Annotated in this window: 23 protein-coding genes; 11 read left to right on the top strand and 12 right to left on the bottom strand. The window is 68.3% G+C overall.

Going from position 1 to position 21,205, the window contains the following annotated elements:
- The first annotated feature begins 20 nt into the window (after positions 1–20).
- The 5 genes from QF031_RS03180 (at position 21) to QF031_RS03160 (ending at position 4,091) form a co-directional block, all read left to right on the top strand.
- Entirely contained in the window at positions 21–362 is a 342-nt protein-coding gene (locus QF031_RS03180) for a rhodanese-like domain-containing protein (protein ID WP_307423984.1), read from the top strand.
- 49 nt (positions 363–411) lie between these two features.
- Positions 412–708, top strand: a complete 297-nt coding sequence (locus QF031_RS03175) for a rhodanese-like domain-containing protein (protein WP_142117518.1) — start codon at positions 412–414, stop codon at positions 706–708.
- Between the two features lie 59 nt (positions 709–767).
- Entirely contained in the window at positions 768–1,130 is a 363-nt protein-coding gene (locus QF031_RS03170; RefSeq protein WP_307423981.1) for a thioredoxin family protein, read from the top strand.
- A 119-nt stretch (positions 1,131–1,249) separates the two neighbouring features.
- Positions 1,250–2,650 carry an MBL fold metallo-hydrolase gene (locus tag QF031_RS03165; protein ID WP_307423979.1) on the top strand — a complete coding sequence of 467 codons (1,401 nt, stop codon included), beginning with the start codon at positions 1,250–1,252 and terminating at the stop codon, positions 2,648–2,650.
- A gap of 163 nt (positions 2,651–2,813) precedes the next feature.
- A complete protein-coding gene (locus tag QF031_RS03160) occupies positions 2,814–4,091 on the top strand; it encodes an MFS transporter (protein ID WP_307423977.1) in 1,278 nt (425 codons plus the stop codon).
- A 12-nt stretch (positions 4,092–4,103) separates the two neighbouring features.
- Here the strand turns inward: QF031_RS03160 and QF031_RS03155 are convergent, their stop codons facing one another.
- The 9 genes from QF031_RS03155 to QF031_RS03115 form a co-directional block, all read right to left on the bottom strand.
- Entirely contained in the window at positions 4,104–5,138 is a 1,035-nt protein-coding gene (locus QF031_RS03155; RefSeq protein WP_307423975.1) for an alpha/beta fold hydrolase, read from the bottom strand.
- Entirely contained in the window at positions 5,104–5,346 is a 243-nt protein-coding gene (locus QF031_RS03150; RefSeq protein ID WP_307423973.1) for an acyl carrier protein, read from the bottom strand. The genes QF031_RS03155 and QF031_RS03150 overlap by 35 nt, the downstream gene beginning before the upstream one ends.
- A 13-nt stretch (positions 5,347–5,359) precedes the next feature.
- Positions 5,360–6,856, bottom strand: coding sequence for a 2-oxo acid dehydrogenase subunit E2 (locus QF031_RS03145; protein WP_307423970.1), 1,497 nt, complete (start codon positions 6,854–6,856; stop codon positions 5,360–5,362).
- A complete protein-coding gene (locus tag QF031_RS03140; RefSeq protein ID WP_307423967.1) occupies positions 6,849–7,853 on the bottom strand; it encodes an alpha-ketoacid dehydrogenase subunit beta in 1,005 nt (334 codons plus the stop codon). The genes QF031_RS03145 and QF031_RS03140 overlap by 8 nt, the downstream gene beginning before the upstream one ends.
- Positions 7,850–8,902, bottom strand: coding sequence for a pyruvate dehydrogenase (acetyl-transferring) E1 component subunit alpha (gene pdhA / locus QF031_RS03135; protein WP_307423965.1), 1,053 nt, complete (start codon positions 8,900–8,902; stop codon positions 7,850–7,852). The genes QF031_RS03140 and pdhA overlap by 4 nt, the downstream gene beginning before the upstream one ends.
- Positions 8,903–8,921: 19 nt before the next feature.
- Positions 8,922–10,784 carry an acetate--CoA ligase gene (acsA, locus tag QF031_RS03130; protein ID WP_307423962.1) on the bottom strand — a complete coding sequence of 621 codons (1,863 nt, stop codon included), beginning with the start codon at positions 10,782–10,784 and terminating at the stop codon, positions 8,922–8,924.
- Between the two features lie 152 nt (positions 10,785–10,936).
- Positions 10,937–12,277 carry a phosphoribosyltransferase gene (locus QF031_RS03125; protein ID WP_307423959.1) on the bottom strand — a complete coding sequence of 447 codons (1,341 nt, stop codon included), beginning with the start codon at positions 12,275–12,277 and terminating at the stop codon, positions 10,937–10,939.
- 5 nt (positions 12,278–12,282) lie between these two features.
- Positions 12,283–12,630, bottom strand: a complete 348-nt coding sequence (locus tag QF031_RS03120) for a CU044_2847 family protein (RefSeq protein ID WP_307423956.1) — start codon at positions 12,628–12,630, stop codon at positions 12,283–12,285.
- An 18-nt stretch (positions 12,631–12,648) separates the two neighbouring features.
- On the bottom strand, positions 12,649–13,005 hold the full coding sequence (locus QF031_RS03115) for an SPW repeat domain-containing protein (protein WP_255173129.1): 357 nt from the start codon (positions 13,003–13,005) through the stop codon (positions 12,649–12,651).
- A gap of 305 nt (positions 13,006–13,310) precedes the next feature.
- Between QF031_RS03115 and QF031_RS03110 the strand changes: the two genes are divergently transcribed.
- The 4 genes from QF031_RS03110 to QF031_RS03095 all read left to right on the top strand — a co-directional run bounded on the left by QF031_RS03110 (position 13,311) and on the right by QF031_RS03095 (position 17,335).
- The gene (locus tag QF031_RS03110; protein ID WP_307423953.1) at positions 13,311–14,489 is read left to right on the top strand and encodes an alkaline phosphatase family protein; all 1,179 of its coding nucleotides are present in this window, start codon (positions 13,311–13,313) and stop codon (positions 14,487–14,489) included.
- A 10-nt stretch (positions 14,490–14,499) separates the two neighbouring features.
- Positions 14,500–15,291, top strand: coding sequence for an alkaline phosphatase family protein (locus QF031_RS03105; protein WP_307423950.1), 792 nt, complete (start codon positions 14,500–14,502; stop codon positions 15,289–15,291).
- 20 nt (positions 15,292–15,311) lie between these two features.
- Positions 15,312–16,235: an alkaline phosphatase family protein gene (locus QF031_RS03100; protein WP_307423947.1), complete on the top strand. Its 924-nt coding sequence runs from the start codon at positions 15,312–15,314 to the stop codon at positions 16,233–16,235.
- A gap of 131 nt (positions 16,236–16,366) precedes the next feature.
- Positions 16,367–17,335 (top strand): IS481 family transposase, encoded by a 969-nt coding sequence (locus tag QF031_RS03095; protein WP_307423944.1) that lies wholly within the window; start codon positions 16,367–16,369, stop codon positions 17,333–17,335.
- Here QF031_RS03095 and QF031_RS03090 read toward each other — a convergent pair.
- From QF031_RS03090 to QF031_RS03080, 3 genes are read right to left on the bottom strand one after another with little or no spacing between them, the layout of a single operon-like run.
- Positions 17,332–18,477 carry a glutamate--cysteine ligase 2 gene (locus QF031_RS03090; protein ID WP_307423941.1) on the bottom strand — a complete coding sequence of 382 codons (1,146 nt, stop codon included), beginning with the start codon at positions 18,475–18,477 and terminating at the stop codon, positions 17,332–17,334. The genes QF031_RS03095 and QF031_RS03090 overlap by 4 nt on opposite strands.
- Positions 18,458–19,954, bottom strand: a complete 1,497-nt coding sequence (locus QF031_RS03085) for a M20/M25/M40 family metallo-hydrolase (protein WP_307423938.1) — start codon at positions 19,952–19,954, stop codon at positions 18,458–18,460. Before QF031_RS03085 ends, QF031_RS03090 begins: the two co-directional genes overlap by 20 nt.
- Positions 19,951–20,289 (bottom strand): hypothetical protein, encoded by a 339-nt coding sequence (locus tag QF031_RS03080; protein ID WP_307423935.1) that lies wholly within the window; start codon positions 20,287–20,289, stop codon positions 19,951–19,953. Before QF031_RS03080 ends, QF031_RS03085 begins: the two co-directional genes overlap by 4 nt.
- Positions 20,290–20,613: 324 nt before the next feature.
- Here QF031_RS03080 and QF031_RS03075 point away from each other — a divergent pair, with 324 nt between their 5' ends.
- Both QF031_RS03075 and QF031_RS03070 read left to right on the top strand, forming a co-directional pair.
- Positions 20,614–20,871, top strand: coding sequence for a hypothetical protein (locus QF031_RS03075; RefSeq protein ID WP_307423933.1), 258 nt, complete (start codon positions 20,614–20,616; stop codon positions 20,869–20,871).
- The gene (locus QF031_RS03070) at positions 20,871–21,101 is read left to right on the top strand and encodes a hypothetical protein (RefSeq protein ID WP_307423931.1); all 231 of its coding nucleotides are present in this window, start codon (positions 20,871–20,873) and stop codon (positions 21,099–21,101) included. Before QF031_RS03075 ends, QF031_RS03070 begins: the two co-directional genes overlap by 1 nt.
- Positions 21,102–21,205: the final 104 nt, after the last annotated feature.

Raw genomic sequence — 21,205 nt, 5'->3', positions numbered from 1 at the left:
CATCCACAGAGGAGAACACCATGGGACTGATCGATTCCCTCAAGAAGGCCTTCAGCAAGCCCTACAAGACGATCTCCGTAGCGCAAGCCAAGGAACTCCTGGGCTCCGGCGCGACGCTGATCGATGTCAGGTCCGCCCAGGAATGGCGGACCGGGCGGGCGCCGCAGGCCAAGCACATTCCCCTGGACCGGCTGCAGTCCAGCACTGCCGGCCTCCAGAAAGCCCGCCCGGTGGTTGCCGTCTGCGCCTCCGGCGTCCGCTCCGCTTCGGCAGCCCGGCTCCTCGCCGCCAAGGGGTACGACGCGTACTCGGTACGCGGCGGCATGGCCGCCTGGCGCCAGGCCGGCGAACCCGTCCGCTAGCAACACCACCATCAACTCCAGCCACAAACCACTTCGAAGGAGAACCACCATGGCTGAAATCACCATCACCGAAGCCGAACAGCGCCGCTCCACCGCCCGGATCCTCGACGTCCGCGAGGACTTCGAGGTCGCAGAGGGCATGATCCCCGGCGCCCTGCACATCCCCATGGGCCAACTGCAGGCCCGCCTGGGCGAGCTTGACCCGGCCGTGCCCGTGATCGCCGTCTGCCGCAGCGGCAACCGCAGCGCCGCCGTCGCCGATGCCCTCAACGGCGTTGGCTACAAAGCGGACACCATGGCCGGCGGCATGACCGCCTGGACCCGCGCTGGACTCCCCACCACCTAAGACGCTGCCCCCGCGGCACAGAACACCCCAAGCTTCGCCCTGAAAGGACACGACAGACCATGGCAACCATCGACATCACCCAGCAATCCTTCGCCCAGGCCCTGGAGGACAACGGCATCGTCTTCGTTGACTTCTGGGCAGCCTGGTGCGGTCCCTGCCGCATGTTCGCCCCCACCTACGGCGCCGCCGCCGAACGCCACCCGGACATCACTTTCACCAAGGTGGACACCGAAGCCGAACAGGCCCTCGCCGCCGCAGCAAACATCACTTCCATCCCCACCCTGATGGCTTTCAAGGACAAGACCCTGGTCTTCTCCCAGCCCGGCGCCCTCAACGCCACCGGCCTGGAGGAAGTCATCCTGGCCGTCAAGAACCTGGACATGGACCAGCTCCGCGCCGAGGCCGCCCACCAGCACGCCTGACCGGCAGGCCCCCGCAGCAGCGGAAATCCGGGGCAGCAGTCCGCTTGCGTTATACCCCCCGGGGTATCTAAAATAGTTTCCAGAGACCATCACCCCTTTCAACTGAAGGAGAGCACCAGATGCTTATCGAGCGCATTTACGACGAAGACCTCGCCCAGGCCAGCTACCTGATCGGCTGCCAGGCCAACGGCACCGCAGTTGTGGTGGACGGCCGCCGCGACATCGCCGTCTACCAGGACCTGGCCGAGAAGAACGGCATGAAGATCATCGCCGTCACCGAGACCCACATCCACGCCGACTACCTCTCCGGCACCCGCGAACTGGCCGCCGCCACCGGCGCGAAGATTTACGTCTCCGGCGAGGGCGGGCCGGACTGGCAGTACGAATTCGACGGCGAACGGCTCTATGACGGCGATACCATCACCATCGGCAACATCAGCATCAAGGCCCTCCACACCCCCGGGCACACCCCAGAGCACCTGTCCTTCCTGGTCACCGACGGCGCCTTCAGCGACCAGCCCGGCTACCTGCTCTCCGGAGACTTCGTCTTCTCCGGCGACCTGGGCCGGCCGGACCTCCTGGACGAAGCCGCCGGCGGGATCGACACCCGGTTCGAAGGCGCCAAGCAGCTCTTCGCCAGCCTGCGGGATAAGTTCCTCACCCTGCCGGACTACGTCCAGGTCCACCCCGCCCACGGTGCCGGCAGCGCCTGCGGCAAGGCCCTGGGTGCCATCCCGTCCTCCACGGTGGGCTACGAACGCCTCTACGCCTGGTGGGGCCCCTACCTGGCCGCCAACGACGAACAGGGCTTCATCGACGAACTCCTCGATGGCCAGCCCGACGCCCACGCCTACTTCGGCCGCATGAAGCGCGAAAACCGCGTCGGCCCTGCCGTCATGGGCGAACGGACGCCGCTGCCCGAGCTGTCGACCGGGATCGTTGCCGCCGGCCTGGCGGAGGACACCCTGACCTTCATCGACACCCGCTCGAACGCTGAAGTCCACGAAGGCACCGTGGCCCGGTCCCTGAATGTCCCCGCCGGCAAGTCCGTAGCCAGCTACGGCGCCTGGGTGGTCAACCCGGAAACGGACAAGAACCCCCTGGTGCTCCTGGCCAAGGACCAGGAGCAGGCGCAGGATATGTGGGACCACCTGGTCCGCGTGGGCATTGACAACGTGGCCGGCTACCTGACCAGCATCGAGGGGCTGCCCACCTTCACCCCCAAGCTGATCCAGCCCGAGGAACTGGACGGTTTCGATGCCGCCATGGTCCTGGACGTCCGCAACAAGACCGAGCACAAGGCCGGACACATCCCTGGCTCCCACCAGCTCAGCGGCGGCCGCCTGATGTGGCACCTCGATGAGGTCCCGGCCGGCGGAACCATTGTGACCTACTGCCAGTCAGGCGTACGCAACTCCGTGGCAGCCAGCGGCCTGCGCCGCGCAGGGTACGACGTCGTGGAGCTCGACGGCAGTTACGCGGCCTGGAACTCCTGGCGGAACAGCGTCCCCGCAGCCTAGCCACAGCCACCAAAGACCGCCCGGTTAGGACCCCCCTCCTGCCCGGGTTCCGGTCCGGTGCGTCCCCAGCGCCCCCGGACCCGGCCCGGGCGTGCCCCCACACGCCCGGGCCACCCTTTTGTCACCAGTCATCTTTTGCCACCAAACGGACGGAGCTTCTCCAATGCAGGGCAGAACGCTTCCCCGCCACGAGGCCGGACAAACCGGCGCGGTGCTGGGCCTGCGGCAGAACCTGGCGCAGTTCATGCTGCTGGTGGCCGTAAACGTGCTGGTGGGCGGCACGCTGGGCCAGGAGCGCACGGTCCTGCCGCTGCTGGCCTCGCAGGAATTCCACCTGGACCAGTACACCAGCGCGCTGACCTACATCCTTGCCTTCGGCCTGTCCAAGGCCGCGATGAACTACTTCGCCGGCACACTCTCCGACCGGTACGGCCGCAAGCCGGTCCTTGTGGCTGGCTGGCTCGCAGCAGTTCCGGTGCCGCTCATGCTCATCTTCGGCCCGTCCTGGGGCTGGATCGTGGCGGCCAACGTGCTGCTGGGCATCAGCCAGGGCCTCACCTGGTCCACCGCCGTCATCATGAAAATGGACCTGGTGGGCCCCAAGCAGCGGGGCCTGGCCATGGGTTTCAACGAGGCCGCGGGATACCTGGGCGTCGCCGTGACAGCGCTGGCCACCGGCTACCTTGCCACCGCTTTCGGCCTGCGCCCCGCCCCGTTCCTGCTGGGCGCGGCATACATCGCCCTCGGCCTGGGGCTCACGGTCCTTGCGGTGAAGGAAACCCGCCACCATGCCAGGACCGAAGCCAACCAGCACGTCAGCGCCCACGTGAACGCCCACGCCAGCCTGACTACCGGACAGGTCTTCGCCCTCACCAGTTTCAAGGACCGCTCGCTCTCCGCGGCCAGCCAGGCCGGCCTGGTGAACAACCTCAACGACGGCCTGGCCTGGGGCCTCTTCCCGGTCCTGTTCGCCGGTGCCGGACTGAGCCTGAGCCAGATCGGCATCTTGGCGGCCGCCTACCCCGCCGCCTGGGGTGCCGCCCAGCTCGTCACCGGTGCCGCCTCCGACAGGTGGGGCCGCAAATGGTTCATCACGGCCGGCATGCTGGTCCAGGCCGTCGCCCTGGGAATCATCGCCTCAGCGCACGGCTTCGGGCCCTGGCTCGCCGCCGCCGTCGTGCTGGGCCTCGGTACTGCGCTGGTCTACCCCACGCTGCTGGCTGCCATCGGCGACGTTGCCCACCCGGCCTGGCGGGCCCGCTCCGTGGGCATCTACCGGCTGTGGCGCGACGGCGGATTCGCCGTGGGTGCCCTGCTGTCCGGCGTCCTGGCCGACCTCTACGGCATCCCGGTGGCCATTGCCGCCGTCGCGGTGCTCACCGCGGTCTCCGGTGTGGTGGTTGCCGTCAGGATGCGCGGCAACGACCACGTGGCCGGATAACAAGGGCACGGTTCAGCCCGGGACAACGAAGCTGCGGATCTCCTCCGCCATCCGTTGGGCCTGCGTCCAGTGCAGGTAGTGTCCGCCCTCCAGCGGCAGGACCTGATGCCGCGCGACGTTCTTCAACAGGTCCTCCGCCGCTGCGGCCTTGGCGGCCACCCGCCCATCCTTTTCGTCCGCAATGAACGCCAGGACCGGCAGGTCGGCCGGGTACGTGACGCCCCGGAGCGCAGCCGCATTGTTGCCGATACGTGCTGTTTCGTCAGCCACGGCATCGTTGCCGAAGTTCCACAGCACCATGGCGTGCATCCGCAGCAGCTCCTCGTCCGAATAGGCGCTGCCGTCCGGGTCCACCAGGCCCGGCGCCAGCGATGCCACCACACGGACCAGCCCGGTTCCGGCCACCAACTTTACCCAGTTGATGCCCGCCTGCGGTTCCTCCAACGGATGGTCCCCGGGCTTGGGTATGGTCGCGTCGATGCCCACCACCGCTGAAACTTCCGGGCGGTACCGGTTGGCGTAGTCGAGCAGGTAGAACCCTGCGATGGAGTGGCCGGCCAGGACATAGGGCTGCCGGACGCCGAGTTTGGCCAGCACCTCGTGCAGCTCATTGCTGATGTGCTCGTTGGTCCGCGCACTGGCCTCCATGTCGCTGTAGCCGTAACCGAACCCTTCCACCACAATGACGTCGAAATCCTTGAGCTCGCGGACCAAGGGAGCAAAATCCAGTCCGGGTGCTGCTGTTCCCAGGCCGCTGAGGAGGATGGTGGGCGGGCCCTGGTGTGCACCCGTGCTCTCGTTCCTGACGACGTTCAGCGCGCCGCCGGCCACCTCGATCCGCTCGCCGTAGGGCGCCAGGGTTGCCTTCTCCCGCTGTTCCAGGAGCAGGTTGGCAACGGTGGAGACCAGGATCAGGCCAAGGACAACCAGCGCCGCGATCCCCAGGCGGCGGGGCCAACGCCGTCGCCGCCGTGGCTTTACCGGGTCTTCAACACGGGTTCCCACCGCAGTGTCACCCGTGCGCAGCGACGTAGGTGACCAGCCCATCCACGGTGGCCACGGCCGGGTAGTCGGCCTCCGGGATGTCCACGCCGGTGCTCTCCGCGATCACCTCCACCAGGCGGAGGAAATCCAGCGAGTCCAGTTCCAGGTCCTGGCGCAGCCTGGCGCCGCCCTCCAGGTCTTCGGGTTCGACGTCGGGTGCTACTTTCCCGATCGCCGCCTCCACCGCCTGGCGCGCATCCTGTTCGTTCACCGCTCCTCCTCGCTCACAGCTTTTCCGGCTCCTGCAGCAGTTCGTCGATCCGGGCCAGGAACCGCCCGCCGCGCAGCCCGTCGCTCACCCGGTGGTCCGCGGACAGCGTGGCGATCGCGGCGTGCCGGATGCCGAGCATGCCGTTGTGCGCCCACGGCTGCTCCAGGACCTTGCCGAAGCCCACCATGGCCACCTGCGGCGGGTAGATCACCCCGTACACGCTTTCGACGCCGAGATCGCCCAGGTTGGTCACGGTGATGGTGGGGTCTGCCATCTCCGCGCGCTGCAGCCGGCCGGCCCTGGCCCGGCTGACCAGGCCGCGCAACTGGTCCATGAGCTCGTCCACAGTAAGGGTGTCCGCGTGGTGCAGGGCCGGGGCCACCAGGCCGCCGTGCCGCAGGGCCACCGCGACACCCAGATGCACGTCGCTGCTGGGATGGAACGAGCCCTTGGTGAAGAAGCCGTTCATGTCCGGCACCTCCTTCGCCGCGAGTGCCGTGGCCTTCAGCAGCAGCGCGGACGGCACCAGCCGCGACGAAACAGGCCGCTGCTGGTTTGCCGCCTGCATCCACGCCACCGCAGCCGCCAGGTCCAGGGTGGTGGACAGGTAGTAGTGCGGGATCTCCTTCTTGGACCGGGACATCAGCGCGCCGATCGCCTGCCGCAGGCTCTCAGCCTTGCCGCCGGCCGCCGTCGTGCGTTCCCGCCTGGGTGCCTCCTGCGCGGCTTCGTGTGACGGTTCCGTTGCCTGGGCGGACGACGGCGGTGCTTCCGCCGCCCGCCCGGACGGGGGTCCGGCTGGTGGCCGGCTCCGGGGCGGGACAGCGGACAGCACATCGTCCTCCGTCACTGCCCCGCCGGGACCCGTCCCGGCAACGTTCTGCAGGTCAACCCCCAGTTCGGCCGCCAGGCGGCGCGCAAGGGGCGATGACCGCACCCGCCTGGCTTCAGCGGGTGGCGCCGCCTCCGGCACTGCAGGCTGTACCGCTTCCTCCGGCGCCGCCGAGGTGGCTGGCCCAGCCGCGGCGCGTTCGACGTCGGCCCTCACCACTTCACCGCCGGGCCCGCTTCCGCTGATGCGGCCGACGTCGACCCCCAGCGTGTGCGCCAGGTGCCGGACCGGCGGCGCGGCCTTTGCGGACGGCTCCGTATGCCCGCCTTCCTGCCCGGGGTGAGCGGGGGTTGGCTCTTTGGCTGCCAAAGGTGAGCGGGCGTCGGGGGAAAACGTGCCGGAAGTGAGCGGGGGTGCGGGTTGAAGGGGTGGGACCTCCGCGGGGGTGGCCGTGATCCGGGCGATGGGGGTGCCCACTTCCACGGTGTCGCCGATGTCCACCAGGAACTCGGCCACCACGCCCTCCTGGAACGACTCGATGTCCATCACGGTTTTGTCCGTGTCCACGGCGGCCACCAGGTCGCCCTTGTGGACGTAGTCCCCGGGCTTGACCAGCCATTCCACCACCTTGCCGTGCTCCATGTCCGCGCCCAGGGACGGCATCCGGAATTCAGCCACCGGCGCCCACGGCCCTTCGTGCGGCCGCCATGACCCGCTCCACGGACGGCAACGCTGCCTGCTCCAGGTGCTTGGCGTACGGGACGGGCACCTCTGCGCTGCACACCCGCTCCACCGGGGCGTCCAGGTCGAAAAACGCCAGCTCACTGATCCTGGCGGCGATCTCCGCGGAGATGCTGCCGCTGCGCCAGCCTTCGTCCACCACCACGGCCCGGTGCGTCCTGGCCACGCTGTCGAGGAGCGTGTGCGTGTCCAGCGGGCGAAGGGTGCGCAGGTCGATCACGTCCGCCCCGATGCCCTCACCGGCCAGCTGGTCCGCGGCATCCAGCACCATGGGCAGGGTGCCGCCGTACGTGATGATGGTGACGGCGTCCGCGCTTCCGTCCGCCTTGCTGTCTGCGCGGCGCAGGACCGTCGCCTTGTCGATGTCCACGGCGCCGGCGTCGTCATCGAGCTCCCCGGCCATGTTGTACAGCGAGCCGTGCTCGAAAATCAGCACCGGGTCCGGGTCCTGCAGCGCGGTCCACAGCATGCCGCGCGCGTCCGCCAACGTGGCGGGGGCCAGGATCCGCAGGCCCGGAATGTGGGCGTACCAGCCTTCGAGGCTGTGCGAGTGCTGGGCGCCCAGCTGCCGGCCGGCGCCGGTGGTCATCCGGATGACGATGGGCACGTTGAACTGGCCGCCGGACATGTGCAGCAAGGTGGCGGCGTTGTTGATGATCTGGTCCAGCGCCAGCAGGCTGAAGTTGACGGTCATGATTTCGACGACGGGACGCATCCCGCCCAGTGCCGCCCCGATGCCTGCGCCCACGAACCCGGACTCGGACAGCGGGGTGTCGCGGATCCGCTCGGGTCCGAACTCCTCCAGCAGGCCCAGGCTGACGGCGAAGCTGCCGCCATAGCGGCCCACGTCCTCGCCCATCAGGAACACGCGTTCGTCGCGCTGCATGGCGTCGCGGAGGGCCGCGCGCATGGCTTCCCGGTACGTGGTTTTCATGGTGTTGCCCCCTCTTTCCCGGCCCCATCGCCGGCGACGCTACCGACGTCGCTTCCGTCGTCCGCCCGGTCGCTGTAGACGAACCGGGCGAGTTCGGACACCGGTTCCGGCGTCCCGTTTTCAGCGAATCCGACCGCGGTGCTGATCTCCGCCTCCACGTCCGCCTGCAGTGCCGCCCACTCCTCGTCCGGCAGCTGCCCGGCCGCCTGCATGGCGGCCCGCAACAGGCTGATGGGGTCCCGTTCCATCCACCGGGTCACCTCGGATTTCTCCCGGTACAGCTCGGGATCGAACATGGAGTGGGCGCGGAACCGGTACGTGCGCAGCTCCAGGAAGTGCGGGCCGCCGCCGGACCGCACGGCGTCCACGGCGCGCCGGGCGGCCTCCTCAACGGCGAGCACGTCCATGCCGTCCACCGCCCACGCCGAGATCTCGTAGCCGGCCGCCTTGAGCGCGATGTCCGTCTGGGATTCGGAGCGGCCCAGCGCGGTGCCCATGGCGTAGAGGTTGTTTTCGCAGCAGAACAGCACCGGCAGTTGCCACAGCGCGGCCAGGTTCATGCTTTCGTGGAATTCGCCTTCGGCCACAGCGCCTTCGCCGAAGAAGCAGACGGTCACCCGTTGGCGCCCGGCCATCCGGTCCGCGAGGGCCAGGCCGACGGCGAGCGGCAGCCCGCCTGCCACGATCGCGTTTCCGCCGTAGAAGCGGGTGGCGGCGTCAAAGAGGTGCATGGAACCGCCGCGGCCCCGGCAGCAACCCTCCGCGTGGCCGTACATTTCGGCGAGGATGGCCCCGGCCGAAACGCCGCGCAGGAGCGCGTGCCCGTGTTCGCGGTAGGTGGCCACCACGGCGTCCTCCGGCAGCAGAGCTTCCATCACCCCTGCCGCCACGGCTTCCTCCCCGATATAAACGTGCAGGAAGCCGCGGATCTTCGCGGCGCTGTAGAGCTCGATGCATTTCTCCTCGAGCCGGCGCACCCGCAGCATTTGCCGCAGAAGGTGCTGTGCATGCCCGGCATCCGGGACGCCTTGGTTCCTAAGCGTGGTCATGGCTGGTCCTGGCGGGTTCTCATTGCTGGTCCTTCAATGTCACTGCCGGTCCTGCAGGGGATTCAAGGGTGGAGGTGTCGCCTTCGGGAAGCCCCAGTTCGCGGGATTTCAGGAGCCGCCGGAGGATCTTGCCGCTGCGGGTCCTGGGCAGGGTGGTGGTGAAGTCCAGCAGCCTGGGCGCGACGGCGGCGCCGAGGCGTTTCCGTGCGAAGCCGATGATCTCCAGCTGCAGGCCCTCCGTGGGCTCATGGCCGGGTTTGAGTTCCACGAAGGCCTTCACCACTTCGCCGGCCACCGGGTCCGGGACGCCGATCACGCCGGCTTCGGCCACGGCCGGGTGCTCCATGAGGCAGCTTTCCACCTCGAAGGGGCCGATCAGGTGGCCGGAGGACTTGATCACGTCGTCGCCGCGGCCGACGAACCAGAAGTAGCCGTCGCCGTCGCGCTTTGCCAGGTCGCCGGTGAGGTACCAGCCGCCGGCGAAGCAGCGCCGGTACCGCTCCTCCTCGTTGAGGTAGCCGCGGAACATGGACGGCCAGCCGGGGCGCAGCGCCAACTCGCCCATGGTGTCCGGTTCGGTGACCAGGACGGCCTGGCCGTCTTTGATGATGGCCTTGCCGTCGGCGTCGCGGGCCACCAGGGCCGCCTCGATGCCGGGCAGCGGCCGGCCCATGGAGCCCGGGCGGATGTCCATGGCGGGGTAGTTGGCGATCATGATTCCACCGGTCTCGGTCTGCCACCAGTTATCGTGCACGGGCAGGCCCAGCACGTCCTGGCCCCACACCACCGCTTCCGGGTTCAGTGGCTCACCCACGCTGGCGATGAAGCGCAGCGCGGAGAGGTCGTGGCCTGCGGCGCGTTCGGCTCCCGCCTTCATGAGCATCCGCAGGGCCGTGGGGGCGGTGTACCAGACCGTGACGTGCTGCTCCGCAAGAATCCGGTACCAGCGGTCCGCGTCCAGTTCCTCCTCATCCACGATGGCGGTGACCCCGTGCACCAGCGGCGCGATGATGCCGTAGGAGGTGCCGGTCACCCAGCCGGGGTCCGCGGTGCACCAGTAGATGTCGTCCGGGTGCAGGTCCAGGGCGAAGAGCCCGGTGGCGTAGTGGGCGGCGACGGCGCCGTGGACGTGGATGGCCCCCTTCGGTGTGCCCGTGGTGCCGCTGGTGAAGTGCAGCAGGGCCATGTCCTCGGGCTGGGTGGCCGCAATTTCCTCGATGGGGTCAACCTGGGCCAGGAGTGCGGCCAGGTCCAGGGTTCCCGGTTCCGCGCTTCCCTGTTCCCCGCGGCCGTCTGCGCGGCCGTCCGCGTCCACCAGCAGGACGTGGCGGAGTTCGGGCAGCGAGTCCCGCACCGGCGCCACCTTTTTGCGGTACAGCGCCCTGGTGGTCACCAGGACCCGGCCGGTCCCCAGGTGCAGCCGCTGCCATACCGGCTCGGGACCAAAGGCGGAAAAGAGCGGGCAGAAGACGCTGCCGTTCTTGAAGGTGCCCAGGACGGCGGCGTACAGTTCGGGGCTGCGGCCCAGCAGCGAGAAGACCCGGTCCCCGGGCCCCACGCCCAGGCTCATGAGTACCGCCGCGAACCTGCCGGACCGCTCCGCAAGGTCACCGTAGCTCAGGGACCGCGTGCCGCCGTCGGCCGTGACAAAGCGCAGCGCCTCCTTGCCGCCGCGGCCTTCCGCCACGTGCCGGTCCACGGCCTCGTAGGCGATGTTGAGCCCCCGGCCGCCGGGCAGCCCGGCCAGCGCCCGCCGTGCCTGGTCCCAGGTGAAGCCGCGCCGGGCGGCGTCGTAGTCCAGCAGGTTGGGCTGGACCGGGAAGGCGGCCACGTCCTTGCTGATGGCAGGCCAGCGCGTGGAACCCTCAACTCCGGTGGTCATGGTGCTCCTCCCGTCATCGCTAGAAGCCCGTGGGCTCGGTCTCGAGTTCGGGTTCGCCGGGCTGGTTGGTATTCGTGGTGCAGCGGCCGCAGCGCCGCGTTCGGCCGCGCGCCCGGCCCAGCGGCCGTGGCCATTATTGCCGGCGGAACCCTTCATCCCCGGGCCTCCGGCATGGCCCGTCCCACCGGTTGGGGCAGGAGGTGTTGCCGGAACCAGTCCGCGGCAAGGGTGGCCGCCATGGCCAAGGTGCCGGGCTCTTCGAAGAGGTGCGTGGCGCCCGGAACGACCTCCAGCCGGGTGGGGGCCTGCATCCGCGCCATGGCCTGGCGGTTGAGGGCCAGCACCTGCGTGTCGGCACTGCCCACGATCAGGAGGGTGGGGGCTTTCACCATAGCCAGCCGGGGGCCGGCCAGGTCCGGCCGTCCACCCCGGGACACGACGGCGGCGGCCTGGGCTCCGGGTTCGGCCGCGGCCCAAAGCGCTGCGGCGGCGCCCGTGCTGGCCCCGAAGTAGCCGATCCGGCCGGCGGAGCCGTCATGCCGGGCTTCGAGCCAATGGGTTGCGGAGGAAAGCCGCCGGGCCAGCAGGCCGATGTCGAACACGTTGGCCCGGTTAACCTCCTCTTCCGGGGTCAGCAGGTCAAGGAGCAGGGTGCCAAGGCCTGCCCCGTGCAGGACGGAGGCCACGAAGCGGTTGCGGGGGCTGTGCCGGCTGCTGCCGCTGCCATGGGCGAAGAGGACAGTGCCGTCACACCGGGCCGGAAGGTAGAGGCTGCCCCGCAGCACCGCCCTTCCTGCAGAGATTTCCACATCCTGTTCCAGGCTCCCGTCGCCGCCTTCCTCGCCGCGTTGGCGGGCCGGTGAGGCGGCAGCGTCCAGCAGCTGCACCACCTTGTCATCCTCTGTGGGCGAGAAGTCGTGGTAGTAGTAGCCCACGGCCTGGAAGTCCTGGGGCGAGAGCAGGCAGACAACGTCGTCCGGTTCCTTGAGGTCAACGATGGCGCGGGCGGGGGCGACAGGTACGGCGAGGATGACTTTCGCCGCGCCGAGGTGCCGGGCCACCTGGCAGGCCGCCTTCGCAGTGGAACCGGTGGCGATGCCGTCATCGACGATGATCACGGTGCGGCCGCTGAGGTCCACGCGCCGGCGCCCCTGGCGGAACCGCGCCACCCTGCTTTCCAGCAGTGCGCGCTCCTGCCGTTCCACCTGCTGCAGGTCTTCCTGGGAAACCCGGGCCATGGAGATGGTACGCGGATCCAGGACTCGGACGTTGCCCTCCCCAATGGCTCCCATGGCCACCTCGGGCTGGAACGGGACCCCCAACTTCCGCACCACGATCACGTCCAGCGGCGCTTCGAGGGACTTTGCCACCTCGAACGCCACCGGGACCCCGCCGCGGGGCAGGCCCAGCACCACCACGTCCCGTCCGCGCAGGCCGGCGAGCCGTTTGCCCAGCCGCCGCCCGGCGTCGGGCCTGTCATGAAAAGCAACCATTGCCGTCACCCGCCGTGAATGATTTCTTCCCCGGGCGCCGCTGCCGCCACGGGGGTCCAGGACATGCGGAGGACGAAGTGGGCGTCGGAACTGCTCTTGGCAATCACCGCCCCTGCGTCCCCCGCAAGCTTGACGCCGAATTCGATTTCGATCTGTTCGGGGGTGAGTTCCGCCATGGCTTCGAGTGCCGCGCGGGCGGCCGGGCGGACGCTGGCGAGTGCATCTTCCAGGCGCCTGCCCGTGTCCAGGATCCCCTGCTCGTTCCGTGCCGGATGGTCCACGCCGTAGCTGTTGTCGGCAGCCTCGACGAGCACGGTCCCGGATCCCACTTCGTACCGCAGCACCTCAGTCATGGCGGAGTCCCTTATTTGTTAATGCGAGACGCGGTAGGTGTGGCGGAGGTCGGTGCTGGGCTTAATGGCCACTGCTGTTACCACCAGTGCCACCGCCCCTGCGATCCATGACGTCCAGGCTGCGCCCGTCGCGCCCGTGTATGTCCCGAGCCATGGCGAGAGGACCAGTCCTGCGGCGAGGATGGCCTGCACGTATTCCATGGCCGGAGTTCCCGGCATGGCCAGGTTGATGATGCCGCTGACCACCAGGAGCCCGCCGAAGACGAGCATCAGGGTGGTGGACATGTTTTGCTGCCGCGTGAACAGGACCGCCACCGCGGTGAAGAGTCCGGCGGCGACCGCTACATAGTCCTGCCACCGATACCACTTTTTCACTGAACTTTCCTTTCTGGTTTGGGCGGGACGCGTTGTGCGTTTCCAGCCCGCGGACCTCCAGCTTCCCGCGATTCAAGTCAACGCCTGCCGGTGTGCCGGGTGTAGGGCAGAAAGACCTAGGGCCCCCCGGTGCCCGGTGCAGGACCCGATTAACTGCCAACTCACAGCAATTGCCCCTGCAAAACGCAGTGCCGGTGTGCAAGAGTGGCGGCAGCGCTGGGGCGCAGGTGAATAACAGACCGCGGAGGCCGCCGGTGAACCGAAGATCAGTCCGTCCCCCCGCTGCCGTGCGGCGCCCTTTGCCCGTGCTGCTGCCGGTGCTTGCACTGCTGCTGGCCGCGCTGGTGGCGTGCCAGGCACCCACACCCGCGCCGGCCCCGGAAACCACCACGCCGTCCGGCACTTCCGGTCCTTCCGGTCCTTCCGCGACCGCAACTCCAACCACCACTGCAACGTCCACGGCCAGTGCAAGCCCAGCGGCCAAGCCTGCCGACGCCGCAAAGCCAGCCGGCACACCCCAGCACATCTTTGTGATCAACCTGGAAAACAAGGGGTACTCCAGCGTCTGGGGTGACAATTCTTCCGCCCCCTACCTGTCCGGGACGCTGCGGAAAAAGGGCGTCCTGCTGAAGAACTACTACGGCATAGCGCACAACTCGCTGCCCAACTACCTGGCCCAGATTTCGGGGCAGCGGCCCAACGACAGCACCGAGCTGGACTGCCATACGTACACCGAGTTCACCGTCACCGGCACTGATCCGGACGGCACGCTTCAGGGCGACGGCTGCGTCTATCCGGAGGACACCCAAACCGTAGCCGGGCAACTGGCCGCGCAGGGCAAAACCTGGAAGGGCTACATGGAGGACATGCAGCAGCCGTGCGAGCATCCGGTCCTGGGCGAGGCGGACAACCACATCAAGGCCACCCCGGAGGAGCAGTACTCCACGCACCACAACCCCTTTGTCTATTTCCGCTCCATCACCTCGTCCCCGGACTGCGCCGCCAACGTGGTCCGTTTCTCCGCGCTCAAGGACGACCTGAAATCCGTGGCCACTACCCCGAATCTGGCCTACATCACACCCAACCTGTGCCATGACGGGCATGACGGCACCTGCGCCGACGGCTCGGAGGGCGGCCTGGGTGCGGCGGATGACTGGCTGAAAGAGCAGGTGCCGGCCATTCTCGCGTCCCCGGCCTACAAGCAGGACGGCATGCTGGTCATCACCCTCGACGAGGCCGAAGGCGACGCCGCAGGCCCGACCCAACCGGCCACCGGTGTGCCGGCGGGCGGCACGGCGGGCGGGAAGGTGGGCGCACTGATCCTGTCCCCGTTCAGCCCTCCGGGCACCTCCTCGGAACGGCCCTACAACCACTACAGCCTGCTGGCCAGCATCGAAGACTTCTTCCACCTCCCCCGCCTGGGCCTCGCCGGCGACCCCGGCGTCAGGACCTTCGGCGACGACGTCTACCGGAACGGGTCCTGAAGTGCGGCTCTTGCAGAACGGACGACGCCGGGCCGTGCTGGCAGGTGCCGCAGTGCTGGCTTTGGTGATCCTCGCCGTCGTCCTTCCCGCCGCGTTCCGTGCCGGCACACCGGCACAAACGCCGGCCGCCGACGCGCCCGCCTCGCCGGCCAATCCGGCCCAGGCCAGTCCCGACCAGGCCAATCCCGCACCTGCCGCCCGTGCAGCAACCGGCGCCGCCGCCGGGATCGCCAAGATCAAGCACGTAGTGATCATCACCCAGGAGAACAGGTCCTTCGACAGCTATTTCGGGACCTACCCCGGGGCCGACGGAATCCCCATGAAGGACGGCAAACCCACCGTGTGCGTCCCGGACCCGGCGGACGGCAGTTGCGCGCGGCCGTTCTACAACTCGGCGGACAGCAACGCCGGCGGGCCGCACAGCCATGCCGACGCCACGGCCGACATCAACGGCGGAGCCATGGACGGGTTCGTGGCCCAGGCCGAGAAGGGCCTGTCCGGCTGCGGCGCGAGCAGCAGCAAATGCCAGTACAGCACCACGATGCCCACCGACGTCATGGGCTATCACGACGGCCGGGACCTGCCCAACTACTGGGCCTACGCGCAGAACTTCACGCTCCAGGACCACCTGTTCGCCTCCGCCGCCTCCTGGAGCCTGCCGGCGCACCTGTACCTGGTCTCCGAGTGGTCGGCCAAGTGCACCAAAGCCGGGGACCCGTCGTCGTGCGTGAATGCGCTGCAGGACCCGGACCCCGAACCGGAGCCGCAGATCATTAAGGACACGCTGATAAGGACACGCTGATCGGAAAATGCCAGGCCGGGATGGACCTGGATCCCTGCCGGGAGGCGCTGGAGGCCGCCGGCATTGACCCGGCCCTCGCCGCCCAGATCGACCAGCTGATCGGCACCAGCTGCAAGCCCACCGATTCCTACGCTGTCTGCCAGGCGGCGGTGGATGCCGCGCCCGTCCCGGACGACCTGAAGAAGAAGCTCACCGTCGCCGCCAAGAAACTGGAACTGCCGGACTACGCCTGGACTGACCTGACGTTCCTGCTCCACAAGCACCACGTGCCTTGGGCCTATTACGTTTTCAACGGCACGGAACCGGACTGCCGCAACGATGCCGCCACCTGCGACCCCGTGAAACAGGACGCCAAAACCCCGGGCCTGTGGAACCCGCTGCTGTACTTCGACACCGTGAAAGAGGACGGCGAGCAGGGCAACATCAAGCCGCTGGGCGGTTTCTACGACGCCGCCAGGAAGGGCACGCTGCCCGCCGTCACCTGGGTGGCGCCAACGGACAAGGTCAGCGAACACGCGCCGGCCAAGATCAGTACTGGGCAGGCTTACGTGGCCGGGCTGATCAATGCGGTAATGAGCGGCCCTGAGTGGGACAGCACGGCAATCTTTCTCAGCTGGGACGACTGGGGCGGGTTCTACGACCATGAAACCCCGCCGGTGGTCGACAACAACGGCTACGGGCTGCGCGTCCCCGGCCTGGTCATCAGCCCGTACGCGAAGAAGGGGTTCATCGACCACCAGGTACTCAGCCACGACGCCTACTTCAAGTTCATCGAGGACGACTTCCTCGGCGGCGAGCGCATCGACCCCGCCACCGACGGCAGGCCGGACGCCCGCCCCGATGTCCGGGAGAACAACCCGCAGCTGGGAGACCTGGCCGCCTCCTTCGACTTCAACCAGGCACCGCTGCCGCCGCTGATCCTGCCCAACGCGACGACGTACTGATCCTGGTTCCTTGCTCGGCTAGGTGTATTGTCCACGGACGTTAGTAACGTGCGGCGTGGATAGGTGACAAAAAGAAGACCTCCGAGTGGAGTGGGGCTTGTCTAAGAGTCCGATCCACAAGGAGGTCTTCAATGTCCCATGCTAACGCGCTCCTCACGCCCAAGGGCAGGCTTCGGCTGGCCCAGTGCGTCGTCGAGGACGAGTGGTCCCTTCGCCGGGCAGCAGAACGGTTCCAAGTTTCGGTGACAACCGCCGCCCGTTGGGCCGCACGCTACCGGGCCCACGGTGAAGCCGGGATGAACGACCGTTCCAGCCGGCCCGTCAGGTCCCCGCAGCGGACCTCCGTGCGGCGGGAACGACGGATCATCGCGGTCAGGGTCAACCGCCGGTGGGGCCCTGCAAAGATTGGTTTTCTGCTGGGCATCCACCCCTCCACGGTGCACCGGGTCCTGTCCAGGTTCGGGCTGGCGCGGTTGTCCTGGCTGGACCGTGCGACGGGCCGGGTGATCCGCCGCTACGAGCACCACAGCCCCGGGGAGCTGGTCCACGTCGACATCAAGAAGCTCGGGCGGATCCCGGACGGCGGCGGACATCGTGTCACAGGGCGAGCCGGGGGCAATAGAAACAAGACCGGCACCGCCGCGAACCGGCGACCGGGCTACGCGTTTTTGCACAACGCCGTTGATGACCACTCCCGGCTCGCCTACACCGAGATCCTGGCCGATGAGAAAAAGGACACCGCCGCCAGGTTCTGGGAACGCGCCAACGCCTTCTTCGAGTCTCACGGGATTACCGTGAAACGGGTACTGACGGACAACGGCTCCTGCTACCGCTCCTACGCCTTCAAAGACGCCCTGGGGCCGGCGATCAAACACAAGCGCACCCGCCCGTACAGGCCCCAGACCAACGGCAAAGTCGAGCGCTACAACCGAACCATGCTCGATGAATGGGCCTACGCCCGTCCTTACCGCTCAGAAGCCGAGCGTGTTGCCGCCTTCGCCGATTGGCTCCATCACTACAATCATCATCGAGGCCACACCTCACTCAAAGGTCAGCCACCAGCCAGCCGCGTCACCAACCTCACAGGTCAATACAGCTAGGGGGCGGAAACCGTGCAGTCGGCAGCGTCCTCCACCACCCGCTCCAGCTCGCCGGTGCGGTGCAGCACCTCTTTCTGGCGGACCGCTCCGGTGCCCTCGGCCAGCAGCCGGTCCATCAGGTCCTCCACCCGGTGCAGGTCCCCTATGTCCCCCAGCGCCCCGCGGACGTGGTTCAGCAGGGAATTCACGACGGCGAGCGCGGGCGCCGGGCGGTGGGTGTGCGGATCCAGCAGCTCATCCTGGAGACCCCACCGGCTTGCTTTCCAGCCGGCCAGGCGGAGCAGCGCCGACGGGACGGCCACGGGCTCGATCCCTTCCCGCCATTCCCGGGCGGCGGTTTCCACCAGTGCCCTGGCCAGGCCCGCGAGCAGCACGGTGTTCCACGGCCGGAGGCACACGTCGGCGAGGCGGATCTCCACGGTGGGGTAGTGCCGCGAGAGGCGGGCGTCGAAGTAGATCATGCCCTCGTCCAGGGCCACGCCGGTGCTCACCATGTCATGCACCAGCTGGTGGTAGGCCTCCGGGCTGCCCAGGACTTCCAGCGGCCCCGCAGACGGCCAGCGGTTCCACACCTGGGAGCGGTAGCTGGCATAGCGGCTGTCCTGGCCATGCCAGAACGGGGAGTTGGCGCTGAGCCCGATCAGCACCGGCAGCCAGTTGCGCATCCGGTCCAGCACGGCCACGCCTTCCTCGGGTGAGTCGACGGAGACATGGATGTGGCAGCCGCAGGTGAGCTGTTCCCTGGCCGTCAGCCCGTACTCCTCTGCCATGGCCCGGAACCTCCGGAGCTGCACGGGGTGGGGATCTGCGGGCAGCGGTGAGGTGCCCAGTGCGGCAACCCTGACGCCGACGTCCTCGGCTGCCTGGTGGGCGATGGCCCGGCCGGCGACGATGTCCTTTTCCAGGTCCGCCAAAGTGGCGTGCGGCGGCGTGACCACCTCGATCATTTCCTGCTGGAATTCAGCCGTCAGGACAGGCCCGGCTGCTGCCTCCAGCGGACGGACGTACAGGTCCAGGAGGGCGCCCGCCAGCGGCACAGCTTCCCCGGTGGCAGTGTCCACCAGCAGCAGTTCCTCTTCGATTCCGAACGTCCGCCTGCCCTCGCCCGCGCCGCCGGTGCCGTCATTGCCGTAGGTGTCCATCGTCGTCGTCCCCTATCCCTTGCTTCCTTGCAAGTTCTTCCCAGAAGCAGGCCAGCGTCACCGCCCCGTTCATCAGGACGTCGAGGCTGGCGCTTTCGTCGCTGTCATGCCAGTGGTCTTCCAGCAGTCCGGTGCCGAAGAACAGCACGGGCGCGCCGAGGCTGCGGCTGAGCAGCTCGCCGGGGCCGCCGCCGGCGTTCCCCATGCGGCCCGTCCGTTCCGCGTTGAACCCCAGCGCCATGGCCTTTTCAAGGGCTTCGACGGCGGGGTGGTCCGGGGTGCGGTACGGCTCCTGGGCCGTCTCCAGGTCGGGGATCAAGCTGAAGCTGTAGGCGTCACCAATCGTCGCGGCCACCCATTCCTGCAGCTGCCCGGCAATCTTTTCCAGCCGCTGGCCGGGCACAGTACGGAAGCTGAGGTCGGCGGAGGCAACGGCGGGGACGGCGGCGCGGGAAATGCCCAGCGGGTCGCCGGCAATGATGGAGGTGACCTCGACGGCGGGGCGCAGCCACAGCCGTTCCAGGACCGTGTATCCCTTCTCGCCGGTGATCGCGCCGGTCTCGGACCGGGCCAGCCAGTCCTCCTCACTGAAGGGCAGGTCCTTGAAGGCGTTCCGGAGGTCGGCGGGGAGGGGCTCAACGTCGTCGTAAAACCCGGGAACGGCCACCCGGCCGTCCTGGTCATGCATGAGCCCCAGCAGCCTGCCGAGTTCGAAGGCGGGGTTGGGGGCATTCCCTGACACGGCCCCGCTGTGCACGTCCCGCTCGGGCCCGTACACCTCCAGGTGGGCGCTGAGCATCCCGCGCAGGCTCACGCAGATGGCCGGGTGTTCGGCATGCCAGAGGAGGGTGTCGGAGAAGAGGACAAGGTCGGCGGCGAACCGCTCCGGATTGTCCTCCAGCAGCTTGGCCAGGTGCGGGGAGCCGGCCTCTTCCTCCCCCTCAATGAGGAACTTCAGGTTGACCCCCGGCGCCTGGTCGGGGCTGGTTTCCGTCCCGGTCCCAAGGTGGGCGCGCACGGCCTCGAGGTGCGCCATGATCTGGCCCTTGGCATCCGAGCTGCCCCTGCCATACAGCCGGCCTTCGCGGAGGATGGGTTCAAACGGTGCGGTGAGGGCCCAGTTCTGCGGCTGGACGGCCCGGACATCGTGATGGCTGTAGACCAGCACGGTGGGCGCTCCCGGGGCCTGGCACCACTCTGCATATACCGCGTGCGACTCCCCCGTGGGCAGCACTTCCGCCACGGGGAAACCGACCTCACGGAACTCCCCGGCCAGCCAGTTGGCGGAGCGAAGCAGGTCCTGGCTGTGTTCGGGGTCGCCCAGGATGCCCGGCACGCGCACCCACTCGGCCAGCCGCCGCTCCAGCTCCAGCTCCCTGGAACGGACAAAGGCACGCAGGTCCCGGGCGCCGTCTTGCCTCTCCGTGCCGGAGGCGCCCTGCCTGTCCTGCAGATTCCTGTCCGTTCCGCCGCTCATGTGCGGGGCTGTGCCGGATTGGTGGGATCGCCCTGGGACGGCGGGTTGACCGGCGGCCCTGTGACCTCGGACGCCTGCGGAGTCCCCGGGCTGCCCTGGACCTCAGGCGTTGGCGGGTTCTTGGAGCCGCTGGGCTCGGCACCGTCCTGGAGGTTCCGGAGACGCTGCTCCAGGACCTGCAGGATGGGGAGCCGGTTGCCGTGCGCCTTTTCGTACGCCACCAACTGGGCAACCTCCGCTTCATCCAGCCCGGTGATGCGCGTGGGAAGCGTCCCCACGGGCAGGTGGTCGTAGTCGGGCAGAGGCAGATCCTGGTGCAGGGGCGAATCGTTCATCTCGTTGTTCTCCTTCTCTTTTGGTTACCCATCCGGAGCACGCATGAGTCGAATATTCGGCGACCTCCACACCGGTCGCTCCCGGTGCCGCGGCCGCCGTCGAAAGGAAACAATATGATAAGCACCCTTACCAATCGGTGGGAAGGGGTTGCATTAACGCTTCTCCGCACCGCCCCCGCTGTACTTCCGTCCTACCCGCGCGTAGATTTGGGACTGTGACGGGGATCATGGCCCGTCCTCCCCGGATCTTCTGCGCAGGGCCGGTAAGAGCAGCTGCTGTAGCCCACCGGCGGCACATTTCTGCAGAAGCGGAAGAGACACGCAATGGCGTCCTCGCATTTCCAACAGTTCCTCAATGAAGCAACAACTTCCGATCCCTCCGGTGATTCCCCCCTTGGTCCTGACTGCCTCTACGGCCTTTACGTCAGCTGGGCGGCGCTCCACAACCTCACCCCCAAGCCCGACCAAGCGTTCCGGGCCGGGATGTTGCGCTGCGGCGTGGATGTCCGGGACTCCCGCCTCCGGATGACCGGCCCCGCCGCGGCCGACTACATCCTCAGCAGCTACCCCGCCGTCGCCTGATGGGCAGCCAGCCCGGGAGCCGGCGGGCTCCCGATGTCCTGGTGCGCGGGAGCCACTACATCCACTGCGGTCAGGTCATGGCGGCCAGCGGAGCCGAGATGCGCAGCATCCACGGCACGTATGGCAACCTTCCGGACACCCTCGGCGTGTACCTGGCCACCCGGGTGCTGCGCTGCGAGTGCGGATTCCAGATCGAGATACCGGACCAGGACAGCCCTGACCCGGTCTGAGCCGGCCTGGTGTTTTGACAGTTCCGGGTGTCCGCAGCCTGACGCCTGGTTTCCTTCCACGGCGGTTAGGGGATGCAAACCTTCGTGGCATGGGGCTCCGGGCA

The organism is Pseudarthrobacter defluvii, from assembly GCF_030816725.1.
Lineage (GTDB): Bacteria > Actinomycetota > Actinomycetes > Actinomycetales > Micrococcaceae > Arthrobacter > Arthrobacter defluvii_A.
The sequence above is the reverse complement of the archived record's forward strand: the minus strand, read 5'-3'. Positions and strand labels throughout refer to the sequence as shown.

Coding starts and splice junctions, on each gene's coding strand:
- QF031_RS03180 (WP_307423984.1), top strand. CDS start 21: ATGGGACTGATCGATTCCCTCAAGAAGGCCTTCAGCAAGCCCTACAAG.
- QF031_RS03175 (WP_142117518.1), top strand. CDS start 412: ATGGCTGAAATCACCATCACCGAAGCCGAACAGCGCCGCTCCACCGCC.
- QF031_RS03170 (WP_307423981.1), top strand. CDS start 768: ATGGCAACCATCGACATCACCCAGCAATCCTTCGCCCAGGCCCTGGAG.
- QF031_RS03165 (WP_307423979.1), top strand. CDS start 1,250: ATGCTTATCGAGCGCATTTACGACGAAGACCTCGCCCAGGCCAGCTAC.
- QF031_RS03160 (WP_307423977.1), top strand. CDS start 2,814: ATGCAGGGCAGAACGCTTCCCCGCCACGAGGCCGGACAAACCGGCGCG.
- QF031_RS03155 (WP_307423975.1), bottom strand. CDS start 5,138: ATGGGCTGGTCACCTACGTCGCTGCGCACGGGTGACACTGCGGTGGGA.
- QF031_RS03140 (WP_307423967.1), bottom strand. CDS start 7,853: ATGAAAACCACGTACCGGGAAGCCATGCGCGCGGCCCTCCGCGACGCC.
- pdhA (WP_307423965.1), bottom strand. CDS start 8,902: ATGACCACGCTTAGGAACCAAGGCGTCCCGGATGCCGGGCATGCACAG.
- acsA (WP_307423962.1), bottom strand. CDS start 10,784: ATGACCACCGGAGTTGAGGGTTCCACGCGCTGGCCTGCCATCAGCAAG.
- QF031_RS03125 (WP_307423959.1), bottom strand. CDS start 12,277: ATGGTTGCTTTTCATGACAGGCCCGACGCCGGGCGGCGGCTGGGCAAA.
- QF031_RS03120 (WP_307423956.1), bottom strand. CDS start 12,630: ATGACTGAGGTGCTGCGGTACGAAGTGGGATCCGGGACCGTGCTCGTC.
- QF031_RS03100 (WP_307423947.1), top strand. CDS start 15,312: ATGGACCTGGATCCCTGCCGGGAGGCGCTGGAGGCCGCCGGCATTGAC.
- QF031_RS03095 (WP_307423944.1), top strand. CDS start 16,367: ATGTCCCATGCTAACGCGCTCCTCACGCCCAAGGGCAGGCTTCGGCTG.
- QF031_RS03090 (WP_307423941.1), bottom strand. CDS start 18,477: ATGGACACCTACGGCAATGACGGCACCGGCGGCGCGGGCGAGGGCAGG.
- QF031_RS03085 (WP_307423938.1), bottom strand. CDS start 19,954: ATGAGCGGCGGAACGGACAGGAATCTGCAGGACAGGCAGGGCGCCTCC.
- QF031_RS03080 (WP_307423935.1), bottom strand. CDS start 20,289: ATGAACGATTCGCCCCTGCACCAGGATCTGCCTCTGCCCGACTACGAC.
- QF031_RS03075 (WP_307423933.1), top strand. CDS start 20,614: ATGGCGTCCTCGCATTTCCAACAGTTCCTCAATGAAGCAACAACTTCC.
- QF031_RS03070 (WP_307423931.1), top strand. CDS start 20,871: ATGGGCAGCCAGCCCGGGAGCCGGCGGGCTCCCGATGTCCTGGTGCGC.